Here is a 13,738-nt window from a genome sequence, read left to right as displayed (position 1 = left end):
AAATAATATATCATCAAAAGGAGCAGATGGTGGAATACTTGTAAATGGATCTGAAGTAACATTAAAAGGAGAAGTAGATGTAAGTGGAAATAAACTTGGAGGAATAGAAGTATCAAAAGGTACAGCAGAGGCCTAGACGACCCAATTTTAACAGTAGATGTAACAAAGATATATGCTGATGAATTAAAACCAGTTATATGGATTGATGGTTTTGCATGTGATAAGAATCAAGAAGATGGATTAGATGAAAAAGTAGTTTTAGCAAATGATAAAATTTTAAAAGGTAAAGAATGTGAACATGATGTATCAGGAAAGCATCAATTATTCTTTACTGTGAATGAATATAAATAGTTAAGTTCATAATGGACAAGTTTAAAGAAGTATTTATGAGTAAAGTATAATCGAGCTGAGGAAAAAACTGATACACTTTTTAGTATTAAAAATACTACAAAAAAGAATGAGAGTTTGATAGTATAGATCTACAAATAAATAGTGATGTTATAAGTTATTTAATGGAGTATAGGTTGCCTAAACAAAAAGGCAACCTATCTTTTTTCTCTTTTTATAAGTCTAGAGTGCTTTTTATTTTCATAAATTAATGATTTCTAATAATTAAACAATTATTGAAAATTTCCTTAACCACGATACGGAGAACCATATCACAAATAAGTGATACGGTTTTTAACATAACAAATATAATTTATAATTAATTTTATTTCGGAATTAGGCGGATAATTCTATCATCAGTTAAATCAGGATTACCTCTTCCATCTCTATTACTTGTTGTTATATAAATTGATCCATCCTTGCTCTGTATAACCTCTCGCAAACGCCCATACTCATTCTTTAACCAAAATTCTATATTCTTCACTGACGTACCATTACCATTTAGAGAAATATCCAGTAGTTGCTGTCCTCTTAAATTTGCAACTAGTAAATTATCTTGCCATGGTCCTTGAGTTACGAAGCAATACCAGATGGTGCCCATGTTTCTTCTCCACTGTGTATCAAAGGTTTTTGTGTCGCAACTACCGAGGATTCTTCATCCCCTTGAACTAGTGGCCAACCATAATTAGCACCTGGTTTTATTATATTAATCTCATCATGCGCTGACTGTCCATGATCTGATGCATATAACACATTTTTTGAATTCCATGCTAAGCCTTGGGGATTCCTATGGCCCAAGCTATAAATAGGTGAATTAATAATTGGGTTATCTTCAGGGATACTTCCATCTAATTGTATTCGTAGTATTTTTCCAGCTGTACTTGTTGTATCTTGTGACAATGCAGAATTACCTGCATCTCCTGTTGTTATATATAAGTTTTGATCCGGTCCAATCTTTATTCTTCCCCCATTATGTATTTGACCTCCAGGAATTTTATCTAGAAGAACTCGGTCAATAGATGCCATGTTGTCGTTTTTTACTAATCTGATAACTCTGTTATAAATTTGATTATCTTCTGTATATGAATGCATAACATAAAGGTAATTGTTCTGTGAAAAATTTGGGTCAAGGGCAATGCCCATCAAACCGCCTTCGCCTTGATTTATAAAGGGTGTACGAAGTGTTATGAGTGGTTGTGGATTAAGCTTACCATTTTCAATAACTCTAATTGAACCAGAACGCTCAGTAAAATATAAATCACCTTCATCGCTTATATCTATAGCCCATGGAACATATAAATTTTCAGCTATAACTTCGATTTCAAAAGGAAATTGTCTATATTTATTAGCTATTTTTTTTGTACTATTAAAAAAATTGTATAATTTTTTTTTCATTTTATAACCTTCCTCCTAATTAATATAAATAAATAGTTAAATGCATGCAATAAAAGGTAATAGAGCAAAATATAAAATTTATCATCTCTAATATTTATATAGTTACTATAATATTCATCCAAGAGGTTAAAGGTACTATTTTAATATATAATAACTAATGAAATATTATATGTTTAATATTCAAAAGTGATAATATTACCAATTAATTAAGACATAAACTAGTCTATCTAAATAGATATGTTTACATCCCAAGTGTATCACTTATATTAAAAACTTTTAGGTTATCTTTATTATCAAGTGTGGCAAGCAAAACGTATTAACTCCAGTTTGATATAAATCTTATAATTTGGAAACAACCCATCATAATTTAATCTACTATAAAGAGTGACTTGAAAATGAAAGCATAGTGTTACAAATAAATTTAATTAGTGAGTATTTTAAGGATGGAGAAAGAATTAGACAATATCTTAGAAGAGTTAGATTATGATTGGATACTATTATATATCATTAAAAAAATTAAACTCACGATAGTTACTATCGTGAGTTGTTATATATATTTGAATAAGGATACTCCTATCTAAAATACATTATCCCTATATACATACTATTACATCGTATACGGTATTTTTTTAAAATAATTGTATTTATAATAGATTCATAAAGGTCGTTATAATTGCTGAGTTCAAAAATTCTATAAATAATGCTCCTACTAGTGGTAATATGAAAAATGCATTAGGTGCTGGACCATATTTAGAGGTTACAGACTCCATATTTGATATTCCATTTGGAGTAGCTCCTAGACCAAATCCGCAATGACCTGCTGCAAGTACTGCTGCTGTGTAATCTTTTCCCATAACCCTGAATGTAATAAAGTAAGCAAATAGTATCATTAATAATATTTGTAAAGTTAGTAGTATTAATATAGGTATAGCTAGGTCTACAAGCTCCCATAACTTTAAGCTACACATAGCCATTGATAAAAATAATGATAAGGATATTGAACCTAGGCTTTCTAATTCATTGACTGAAATTGTCCATATTTCTTTTGCATCTGAAATATTTCTCATAATTGCAGCTACTATCATAGTACTTATATAAGACGGCATTGTTATACCTATATTTGAAAATAAGCTTGTTCCTATAGTTCCAATCCCCATAGCTATAATTATTTGTATAACTGAACTTGTCAATTTACTTTCTGAAAGTTTTTTTATAGATATCTCACTATATGATACTTCGCCATGTGTATTTGTTGATATTACTTCTTCTTTAACTTCTATTTCTTCAGGCTGAAGTTTAAACTTTTGAACTAATCTATTTGCAAGAGGGCCACCTATAATACTTCCAGATACTAATCCAAATGTAGCACAAGCCATAGCTACACTAAGAGCACCTTCAAGCCCGTTTGATTCCATAAGAGGCGCAAATGCACCAGAAGCTCCATGGCCACCTGTCATAGAAACAGAACCTGCAATCAATCCCAATAGTGGGTTCACACCGATTGCCTTAGCAGATAAAACTCCTACTATATTTTGAGATAATATCAATATTACAGCAACAATTAAAAACTTGATTACTTGTGCTCCACCTTTCTTTAAAACTTTCAGACTTGCAGTAAATCCAACCGTTGTAAAGAAGGCTTTCATTAATATATCTTGTAAAGTTGTATCAAATACTATAGCAATTACTCCTGTCTGCCTTAATATAAATGCGATTATTGCAAAAGAAAATCCTCCTACAACTGGTGCTGGTATACAGTATTTATTTAATATGTAAATTTTATCTTTTATAAAAGATCCTATTAAAAGCACAGCAGTAGTAAATGCAATACTTTGAATAATATCTAAATTTAGTACCATCATTTCTAGTTCTTTTGAAAATTGAAACATTAATATTTCCTCCTTAATATAAATCTAAAGCTCAAATCTTGTAATGAATAATTTAAAAATATAATTTCTTTTAAATTAATTTTCTGATAATTAAAAGGAGAAAAATATTTCATTTTATAAATATATAGCTAACTAAAAAATTTTCATATAATTTCACACATATGGTCTTAATTGCTGGTTGATTTTTTGCCTTTATAAACAAAGTTGTTGCCATTTTCTTTCCTCCTGTTTGTTAAACTTATGTTGTCATACGAATGGTTAAAATAGGCAGTTTATTGCAACCATTATTCGATTTTTAATTAACTCTGTATGCTTAATAATAAAAGCAATATTAGTCAATTTGACGGAATATATTCCATATATTACAACAGAATTTTAACAAAGTCAACTTAATTGATTTTTATGTCAGGATATTTTATAGATGAATTATAAAGCATTTAGTGAAGAGGCAGCTAATCTCAGCTATTAATAATTGCCAGGAGAAGTTTATGGAAAGAGAGTGACAGGAAAGATTAAAAGAAATAGCATTAAAATTTAAAATATGTCGTAAAACAATTTCTGATATGGGAGATGAAACCAGGCGTTAATTTTACTTACACTTCAGAGTGATTTCAACGGAATTCGAGTGGGATAAATTACGGATAAAGCACATCTTTCCCCCCAGCTGTATCGCTTCATCTTATAATATTTAAAGAAGAGAAATTGTGAGTTGAGAAGGAATAAGCAACTACTATTATTTCGATTCAAAGAACTACTATTAAAATAGTATGGAAGAGAGTAAAGCCGGTTAGAGCAAGGAATTAGTTTGCTTTAACGGGCTTTTTAGTATTCTTCAAAATGTTCATGTCCCCAATTACAAAGTATCTGTAAGACAGGCATAAGTGAATGTCCGGTTTCTGTTAAACTGTATTCTACCTTTGGTGGAACTTGAGGATATTCAGTACGTGTAATTAATCCATCTGATTCTAACTCTTTCAACTGATTGCTTAACATTTTGTGTGAAACAGACTCTAAAGCTTTTCTTAATTCACCATAACGCATAGTATCTTTTTTCCATAACCAGAATAGTATATGCATTTTCCATTTTCCTTCAATTAATGAAATGGCATATGCAAATGGTTTGATATTTACAATATTCTCCTCTGACATATAATACTCTCCTTTTGGTTACTAGTTAACAAAAAAGTGCGTACTTTTTTATTAACTTAATTGATTATATAATAAGCATATACAAAGTACAAGATTGAGAGTGAATGTATATGACAGATTAAAATCTAAGATATATGAAGAGTTTGCTAAATATGGAGTTGGTACAATATTATTTAAATATATCATGAAATTAGAAAGATAGATGGGAAAGATTATTCTGTATTAATAAAATTAATTCTGAGGTTTTTGAGATATATGGATAAACTAGTGAAGGATGTATAAATGTTTTTAGACTGCTTGAAGAAGCGGAATGCAATGAATGCAATTTTAAATGATACTAACATAGAATATTTTGGACTATGTCATTTAGAGAATCGGTCTTAATAAATGAGTGCAAAGATAAAGATTATAAAGCATAAAAATGAAATAGTATAATAAAATTTGAAGGAGAATAATATTATGAAGAAAGAAATAGAAGTATTTGATTATGCTAATGAAATTATGAAAGCTGTTAAAACTGGTGTTTTGGTAACAACAAAGGTAGAAGATAAAGTTAACCCTATGACTATTTCATGGGGGACCCTTGGAATTGAATGGGGGAAACTTATTTTTACAATTTTTGTAAGAGAGAATCGTTTTACAAAACATCAACTTGAAAAAAATCCTGAATTTACTGTAAATATACCATTTGGTGAATTTAATAGAAAAATATTAGGTGTATGTGGAACGAAATCAGGTCGTACTACTGATAAAATTACTGAACTAAATTTATCACTTGAAGAACCTAAAAGTATTTCAGTTCCAGGAATAAAAGAATTTCCATTAACACTTGAATGTAAGGTTATATATAAACAAAAACAAGACAAGAATGAGATTACAGAAGAAAATTTAAAGGCATGTTATCCTCAAGATGTAGATGGATCATTCCATGGAGCAAACAGAGATTTCCATACAGCTTACTATGGTGAAATTGTTAGTGCTTACATTATTGAATAGTATTTTTTTGAATTTCGATATATTATTATGTTAATTATGATTGAAAAGCTAGTAGTTTAAAAATTTCTATTCCTGAAGTGATTCTAAAAGTAAAAATAAGAAAATTCGATCTTATATAACTTTTATTGTAAATAATTATTAATAATACTTTTAAAAATGTAATATTGAAAAGAGTTATACTAGAATACACAAATGAGATTATTAGTGAAGGAGTTAATTAGACTTCTTCACTATTTTTGCTTTCTATAAGCCAGTTTTAAAGGTGAAGATTGTACATACTAATATGAATCTTATTCATGATGAAGGGCATTCTTTTGTTAATCAAGGAGATGAAATAAGAGAATTCTTAAATTAAGAGTATTTTTTAAAATTAACCATATCAATATATATTAGTATAATAAAAACTTTAAACAAATATAAAGGAAATTATATTATGAAAAAAATGTATATAAATTATTTGTAGAATTTTTTGTAACGAATTATACATTAAAAGATGAACACTATTTCTATAACTTAATATTATGGTAAAAGAGAGGAGTTGGTTAAAAATGTACTTAGAAAGAAATAATAATGATATAAACGTACAGAATTTATATGATGAATGTAAAAGGTTAATGAGTTATCACATTATTCTTAAAATGAAAGATGGATGTGTATTTGACGGGATTATTGAAAGTGTAGAACCAGATCGTGTTATTGTTTTGGTTGGTGAGGATGTAATGGATCAAGAATCATCAGATAATCAACATAATCTACAACGACAATTTGGTCATCCTAGAAGATTTAGACGCTTTAGACGTAGATCTTTTCCACTTGCTGCCTTAATAGCATTATCATTATTACAGTATCCATATTCTTATTATCCTTATTAAGGGAAATATTTAATAAGTAGATAGAAAATCTTTATGAGTAATTATTAAAATGTTAAACTGAATATAAAACAAAATTAGAGCCTTAGAAATTTTAAAGATTCATTTGATTATAAAAATGAGATATTATTTGTAAAAAATATCGTCAATGGGATGTCATACAAAAATAATATGTTTTATATGATTGTAAATATCTGTATGATAAACAAACATACACTCAAAAATATATAGTAACTAGTTTAGGTAAAACAAGTGAGGTAGGATTTAAAAGTGTAAATAATTTTTATATTAATTATTTAAAGATGAAGATTTTAAAAAACTTAGGGATAAGTATGGTAAATACATACATGAATAGAAAAACGACCTCCTTTGGAGGTGTAACGGAGAACCGTATCACAAGTAAGTGATACGGTTTTTATTATTAACGACCCATAATATTATTTATAAATTCAACTTAAAAAAGGACAGAGTAATTTTAAAGTTGACCTGTCCTTTTCTTAACATATTCATAATTTTAATACCTACCATAGTTCTGTTTTCAGTTTCTAAAGATTTAAAACCTAACATTCTTCGAACTTTCTTTTTAATAAATCTATGATCCTGCTCAATTATGTTATTTAGATATTTGGTCTGTCTAAGTTTGATATCTTTATTAAGTATATGTTCATTAATTAGTTCAGATAAAGTATTTGGATATGCAGGATTTTATCAACTACTCTTTAAAGATATGACTAATCTCCTTTAATCTTTGAACCAGAACCTTGGCATTTATATTTCAACTTCAATTTCAGAAATATTTAATGCTTTTCCACCTACCAGCACCTCAACAACCTCTTTATTTTGGATTGCTAAGGAAACAATTATTTCTGAAGGTTTTTCCATTGAATAACCTTGTTCAATAACTATATACTCAGTATTGTTAGGGTTGATTTTATCATACTTAAAAAGATAACATGCAAGAGCTCCATTGGATGTACCAGTTGCAGACTCTTCTGGTATTCCGTAAAGTGGTGCCAAATTTCTACAGTGGGCATCTGAATCACTAAGTGACTTTAGTGTAAAAATATGATAACCAACAGCATTATATTTTTTGCTAATTTCTGCTACCTTTTCAAAATCTGGTTTTATCGATCTTAATATTTCTATATTTTTGATAGGAACAATGATATCTCTTAGACCAGTAGATACTATTTGCACTGGTAAATTTTCATCTATTTCAGCTACAGCAATATTCAAGGAATCTGCAATTTCTTCTTTGCAAATTGTTTCGTAAAAGGTTGGAAGAGTCTGATTCATTACGATTGACATATCTTCCTTTATCTCTATATTTAAAATTCCTGCCTTAGTTTCCTGTGTATATATACCTGGCTTTATTATACCTAGACTCAATAATAAGTAATAAACTCCTACTGTAGCGTGTCCGCAAAGATCTACTTCTTCAGTAGGGGTAAAAAATCTCACCTTGAAATCCGCAAGGTCTGACTCCATTACATAGGCAGTCTCACTAAAACCAATTATACCTGCAATCTTTTTCATAACATTTTCTGAAAGGTCATCAGCATTAAACACGACTGCGGCAGGATTTCCTCCCTCAATGGATTTTGCAAATGAGTTTAATGTAAAAGCTTTTATTTTCATAACACTAAATCTACCCCCTTTATAGTTCTTATAAGTTATAAAGTACTTTAACATTTAGCAAGGAAATCCTCCTAAATAATAAAGAAACCATTTTAGTGGGTTTTAAAAATGCGATAGCTGTTTAGGCTATCGCTTTTTATTAGTAAATAATATTAAAAACATTAATATTATTTACCTGAAATTTATAATTATCTATTTCTCCACATATTTTAAAATACAAGCTCTGAATCTGTTGAAAATTCCTCGCTATATTGAAAATTTAAACTTTGGAATCCTTTGATTTTATTGATTTCAGTTATATTGTTTTCAGCCAGATAGCGAACCATTTCTCCACGAGCCATTTTGGCTTCTGTAGCCTTTACTTTGATTTTATCATTTACCATAGTGCCAAATGTACAGGAAATTAACGTAACCTTTTCATCTAAGTAAGGTTCTATTGTCTTACTGTATTCTTTTGATGCTAAGTTGAGAATAAAATCATCATTATGTACTAAATCTTTATATAGTTTGTCACCCCAAAAATTGTATAAATTCTTACAGAAGTCGCTTTTTAATTTAGCTTACATTTCCAGTCTATAAGGCACAATTCCGTCGAGAGGCTTTAAAATACCATAAAACCCTGATAAAATCCTTAGGTTTTCTTCTACATAATCCCATTGAGTATCAGTAAACACATGTGGAGCCATATATTGATATTGAATGCCTTCATATGCAAGAAGAGCAGGAGTCAGGCCATCTACCAAATCCATATTTTGGAATCTATAAAAATTTAACTCTGCAATCTTATCATTGCATGAGAGCAAAGATTTAAGCTCAGAAAAGTTCAAATCTCTCAGATAATTTCTCAATACCCCCGCTTGCTCAAAATAAACCGGTATAGAATTACTAGCCACGCCATCAGTATCAACATTCATCTTTTTAGCCGGTGAAATTATAATCTTCATTATGTCTTTTAAAGATATCGTAAATTTAAAATTGTAAATCTACAAAACATCCTCTGCCAATCTCAACACAAAAATCGTATTGTAGGCACTCCTTTCTAATCATTTTTCAAATACTTTCAAGTTGTTATCAAATCTATTTATTATTTATAAAAAAAGACATCTACACTAAGTATATAGGTACAAGCCCATACGTTTCAAGTCTAATCTTGATTTCTTAAACGACTTGTCTATTATTGAATTTAAAGCTAACGTTACTAGTAAAATATTAAAAGATAATAAACTATAATTATAAAAAACACAACTATTCAAAGTGAAAAGTTGTGTTTCTTACCTTTTAATTTTCCTAAAAGCCAGTGGAGTTTTCCCGTGCATCTTTTTAAACATTTTCACGAAGTTTCCACTATAATTATAGCCAACTGCATTAGCTATTTCATTTATACTTAAATCTGTTGTAGAAAGTAGGTTTTCAGCGATTGCCATTCTAATAGAGGTAGTGTATTCGCCAATAGACATATGATATTTTGCTGAAAAACCTGCTTTTAGTTTTTGTTCATTTAAAAATACCATTTTACTTAAGTTTTTAATAGTTGGTGGGTTGCAAGCTTCTTTTGTTAAGATATCATAAGCTTTTTGTATTGCATTAGCATCTGATGCAGTTAAAGTAATATATCTATTTTTTCCTATCTTAATATCACCATAATTTAATTGATTAGAAAAAGCATTTTCAGGTGATGAGTATATTTCATTTGAAAGTAAAGCTATAGATTCTAAGATCTTACTTTCCAAATATATAGGATTTAAAAGATTAACCTCAGCCAAACTTCTAAGTCCTTGAATGATAGAAGTTATTTCAAGAGGTAGATAGCGATACGTATAATTGCTTATAAAGCTATCTAAGTTTATAGCATTTGAAAAGTTTGGTTTTATTATTTCATCAAAGTATTTTTTATAAATTGTTATTTCTGCTCCGTGAAAGTGCTGACCTTTCTTCCATGCTTGCTTGCCTTTTATCCCTTTTTCAACCACGAAAAATGAAGAGGGAGTAAAAGAAGAAACCGGATTATTCTCGATTTTAAATGCAGTTTCACCTGTATATACAGTACCAAAACGCATTAGTTCTTCTTTATGTTCAAAGGAAAGAGTAAAGTTTGATGCTATTGAATAATCACCAACTCCAAAGTCATAGTAGCCCTCTCTACTATATTTAATAAAATATCCAAGGGCGGATTTATCTTCGTTTTTATATAGTGTATAGTTCTCCATCGGGTGAGCTGTAAAAGTCATTTTGTCTAAGACTTCACGTTGAAATTCTTTTGTTGTTTTAGAAATCATAGCCTACTCCTCGTTCTCATTATATATTTAAATTTGTACATACTATTTATTAAGATAATATATTTATTATAACAAAAATTATCATAAAAGATGATAAAATTATTAAATTAGATGCAAAGATTGAAGCGATAATGAAAATCATATACAATTACAACGAATGAAATAGTAAATAAATATTATTAAAGAATATATGGAGGTATATTATGAAGGGAAAGTTATTTAAAATATTAGTAGTTTCTTGTATGACTGCTTTAATGCTTGTTGGTTGTAGTTCTAATGGTGGCTCGGGCAATGATAAAGCAGAAAAAAATACTATAAAAGTTACAGATGTAAAAGGAGAAGTTGAAATTCCAGCAGAGCCTCAAAGAATAGTAGATCTAAGTGGTAATAGTGATATTTTATCAATTTTAGGATATAAGGTTGTAGGGACAGCTAACAGTGATGCTTATGATTACACTAAGTTCCCTTCATATTTAGAGGAAACATTAAAAGGGGCAGAAATTTTAGGCTATAGCATGCAAGATACTATGGATGTAGAAGCAGTTATGAACTTAGAACCAGATTTAATAGTCATATCAACAGTTCAAGAAAAAATGTATGACCAATTAAGCGAAATTGCTCCAACAGTTATGGTTAAATTAGAAGCTTTAAACTGGAAAGATGATGTTAAAGCATTTGCAAAGGTATTTAATAAAGAAGATAAAGCAAATCAATGGTTAACAGATTATGAATCAAAAGCTAAAACTGCTGGAGATAAGGTTAAAGAAAAATATGGTAATGATACAAAATATCTATCATTCTTAGCAAGTGGTGGACAATTTTATGTATTCGATGGAGCTGGTTTCGGTAGCGTTTTATATGAGGATATGGGGCTTACAAAACCAGAAGGTATGCCGGATCAAAGTGATATAAGCCTTCCAGTCGTAACTTATGAAGGTTTGGCATCAATAAAAACGGATTATATATTCTTAATGGCAACAAAAGAAGATTTGGCTCAACTTAAAGGTAATGCGATTTGGAATAACTTGCCTGCAGTTAAAGAAGGTAAGGTTGTAACATTAGATTCATCACCATACTTTAATCAAGGATATAGCCCAATAGGAAGAGGATTATTAATAAATGAAATAGGTGAAATGTTAAATGAAGCAAAGTAATAATCTTACTATAACATTTGTAATTTTTAGTTCGTTACTTTTAATAGGGGGACTGATTCTAGCAATAAGGCTAGGATCCGTCCATATTAATTTTACTGATATTTGGGATAGTATATTTAATTATAGTGAGACTTTAGAGCTTATGTTAGTTAGGGATGTTCGTATTCCAAGGGCACTTTCTGTATTATTAACAGGAGGTATTTTAGGAGTAACAGGTGCTATGATTCAAGGAGTTACAAGAAATCCTATAGCTGAACCATCCATATTAGGTGTTAGCCAAGGAGCAACTTTAGTAATAGCTATTTTTTATGCTGCGGGAATTGCAATAAATACTAAAAACGTAATGGTAGCATCTTTTATCGGGGCGCTAATTACAGGAATTATAGTCTTAGGTTTTATATCAAAAAAAGCAAATAATAATTCTATTGCAAAGATACTTCTAGCAGGGACTGCTATGAGTACATTTTTCATTTCACTTACTACTGTTATAGGATTATTATCAAATCAGACTCAAATGATAGGGTTTTGGGTATCTGGCGGGTTTAGAAATGCAAGTTGGTCAGATTTTAAATTAGTATTTATAGTAGGAGTTATAGGACTTATTATAGCAATGTTTTTATCATCAAAGATAAATATATTAAATCTTGGAGATGATGTTGCTATCGGACTTGGAGAAAATCCAGAAAAAATAAGATTTACTGCACTTATGCTTATGATACCAATGTGTGCAGCTGCAGTAGCAGTAGGTAAAAATATAGCTTTCGTTGGGCTTATAGTTCCTCAAATAGTTAGAAAAATTCTGGGGGAAGACTATAGAAAAAATATCCCATGTGCATTTTTACTTGGAGCAGTTCTTTTAACTTATGCAGATATTGCAGCAAGAATGTTATTTGATCCTTATGAAACTCCAATTGGCGTGTTTACAGCATTAATAGGAATACCATTTTTCATAGCAGTAGCCAGGAAGGAGAGAGGATAATGAAGAAAAAAAGATTAAAAATAGTTTTATTAGTTTTAATAGCTATGTTAATTATCTCCTTTGGTTTTACACTATGTTGGGGTACTTATAAGGTTTTTCCTTTAGAGGTTTTAAATACTCTTTTAGGAAATGGAACTAAGCTCCAAAATACAGCAGTTATAAATATTAGATTACCAAGACTTTTAGTTGGAGTTTTTGTAGCGATTGCCTTATCAACAGCAGGATCAATTCTTCAAACTGTAACTAAAAATGATTTAGCAGATACAGGAATAATAGGTATAAATGCTGGAGCGGCAGTAGCAGCAATAATATTTATTAAATATCAAACTGCAAATTATTATAGTGAACTCGGGCAATTTTCAATTTTTGTATTACCATTTATGGCAATAGTAGGAGCAGGAGTTGCTTCCTTTATTATTTATATATTATCTAGTAGAAAAGGAATAAGACCTAAGAGACTTTTGTTAATAGGAATTGGATTAAATGCAGGCTTAACGCCTTTATTACATTCTTTACTTTTAGAGGTGGTACTGCAGATTACAATAGAGTATTAGTATGGACTTCAGGAAGCCTTTGGGGATCTGGATGGAGCTATGCAAATGTAATTATTCCAATAGTAGTTGTAATGTTTATATTAGTTTTATTAAACAATAAAAAGCTAGATGTTTTAAATCTTTCAGATGAACTTTCTATATCTTTAGGATTAAATTTAGAAAGAGAAAGAAAAAAGTTTCTAAGCTATGCAGTTATATTAGCTGGAACAGCAACAGCTTTTGCAGGAAATATTGGTTTTTTAGGGCTTATATCTCCTCATATTGCAAAAAGGTTAGTAGGACCATACCATAAAAAATTTATTATAATATCAGCAATAATAAGTGTTATAATAATTCTTTTTGCAGATGCAGTTTCAAGAAATTTATTTTCTCCAATTGAAATACCTGTTGGTATAACAGTATCAATATTTGGAGTACCATATTTTATTTATTTAATGATGAAGGAGAAATAA

Annotated in this window: 10 protein-coding genes and 3 pseudogenes; 5 read left to right on the top strand and 8 right to left on the bottom strand. The window is 29.5% G+C overall.

The window, feature by feature from the left end; translation table 11 throughout:
* Positions 1-712: 712 nt before the first annotated feature.
* The 4 genes from T473_RS19775 to T473_RS0108695 form a co-directional block, all read right to left on the bottom strand.
* Positions 713-988, bottom strand: a complete 276-nt coding sequence (locus T473_RS19775; RefSeq protein WP_330369447.1) for a PQQ-dependent sugar dehydrogenase — start codon at positions 986-988, stop codon at positions 713-715.
* Positions 961-1,782, bottom strand: coding sequence for a PQQ-dependent sugar dehydrogenase (locus T473_RS16560; protein ID WP_330369446.1), 822 nt, complete (start codon positions 1,780-1,782; stop codon positions 961-963). The genes T473_RS19775 and T473_RS16560 overlap by 28 nt, the downstream gene beginning before the upstream one ends.
* 644 nt (positions 1,783-2,426) lie before the next feature.
* On the bottom strand, positions 2,427-3,671 hold the full coding sequence (gene gltS, locus T473_RS0108705; RefSeq protein ID WP_330369445.1) for a sodium/glutamate symporter: 1,245 nt from the start codon (positions 3,669-3,671) through the stop codon (positions 2,427-2,429).
* A gap of 822 nt (positions 3,672-4,493) precedes the next feature.
* On the bottom strand, positions 4,494-4,820 hold the full coding sequence (locus T473_RS0108695; RefSeq protein ID WP_024621561.1) for a winged helix-turn-helix transcriptional regulator: 327 nt from the start codon (positions 4,818-4,820) through the stop codon (positions 4,494-4,496).
* Positions 4,821-5,279: 459 nt separating this feature from the next.
* Here T473_RS0108695 and T473_RS0108690 point away from each other — a divergent pair, with 459 nt between their 5' ends.
* A complete protein-coding gene (locus T473_RS0108690; RefSeq protein ID WP_024621560.1) occupies positions 5,280-5,816 on the top strand; it encodes a flavin reductase family protein in 537 nt (178 codons plus the stop codon).
* A 548-nt stretch (positions 5,817-6,364) separates the two neighbouring features.
* Positions 6,365-6,688: a hypothetical protein gene (locus T473_RS0108685; RefSeq protein ID WP_024621559.1), complete on the top strand. Its 324-nt coding sequence runs from the start codon at positions 6,365-6,367 to the stop codon at positions 6,686-6,688.
* Between the two features lie 438 nt (positions 6,689-7,126).
* Here the strand turns inward: T473_RS0108685 and T473_RS20130 are convergent.
* The 4 genes and pseudogenes from T473_RS20130 to T473_RS0108670 all read right to left on the bottom strand — a co-directional run.
* A pseudogene (locus tag T473_RS20130) lies at positions 7,127-7,375 on the bottom strand (DDE-type integrase/transposase/recombinase); the annotation flags it as partial.
* 78 nt (positions 7,376-7,453) lie between these two features.
* On the bottom strand, positions 7,454-8,377 hold the full coding sequence (locus T473_RS0108680) for a PhzF family phenazine biosynthesis protein (protein ID WP_330369444.1): 924 nt from the start codon (positions 8,375-8,377) through the stop codon (positions 7,454-7,456).
* Positions 8,378-8,532: 155 nt separating this feature from the next.
* Positions 8,533-9,267, bottom strand: a pseudogene (gene yaaA / locus T473_RS16555) (peroxide stress protein YaaA).
* Between the two features lie 327 nt (positions 9,268-9,594).
* Positions 9,595-10,599: a helix-turn-helix domain-containing protein gene (locus T473_RS0108670; protein WP_024621557.1), complete on the bottom strand. Its 1,005-nt coding sequence runs from the start codon at positions 10,597-10,599 to the stop codon at positions 9,595-9,597.
* A gap of 203 nt (positions 10,600-10,802) precedes the next feature.
* On the opposite strand from T473_RS0108670, the gene T473_RS0108665 reads away from it, so the two are divergent.
* The 3 genes and pseudogenes from T473_RS0108665 (at position 10,803) to T473_RS20125 (ending at position 13,738) form a co-directional block, all read left to right on the top strand.
* Positions 10,803-11,753 (top strand): iron-hydroxamate ABC transporter substrate-binding protein, encoded by a 951-nt coding sequence (locus T473_RS0108665; protein WP_024621556.1) that lies wholly within the window; start codon positions 10,803-10,805, stop codon positions 11,751-11,753.
* On the top strand, positions 11,740-12,732 hold the full coding sequence (locus tag T473_RS0108660; RefSeq protein ID WP_024621555.1) for a FecCD family ABC transporter permease: 993 nt from the start codon (positions 11,740-11,742) through the stop codon (positions 12,730-12,732). Before T473_RS0108665 ends, T473_RS0108660 begins: the two co-directional genes overlap by 14 nt.
* A pseudogene (locus T473_RS20125) lies at positions 12,732-13,738 on the top strand (FecCD family ABC transporter permease). The gene T473_RS0108660 and the pseudogene T473_RS20125 overlap by 1 nt, the downstream one beginning before the upstream one ends.

The organism is Clostridioides mangenotii TR (assembly GCF_000498755.1).
Lineage (GTDB): Bacteria > Bacillota > Clostridia > Peptostreptococcales > Peptostreptococcaceae > Metaclostridioides > Metaclostridioides mangenotii_A.
The sequence above is the reverse complement of the archived record's forward strand: the minus strand, read 5'-3'. Positions and strand labels throughout refer to the sequence as shown.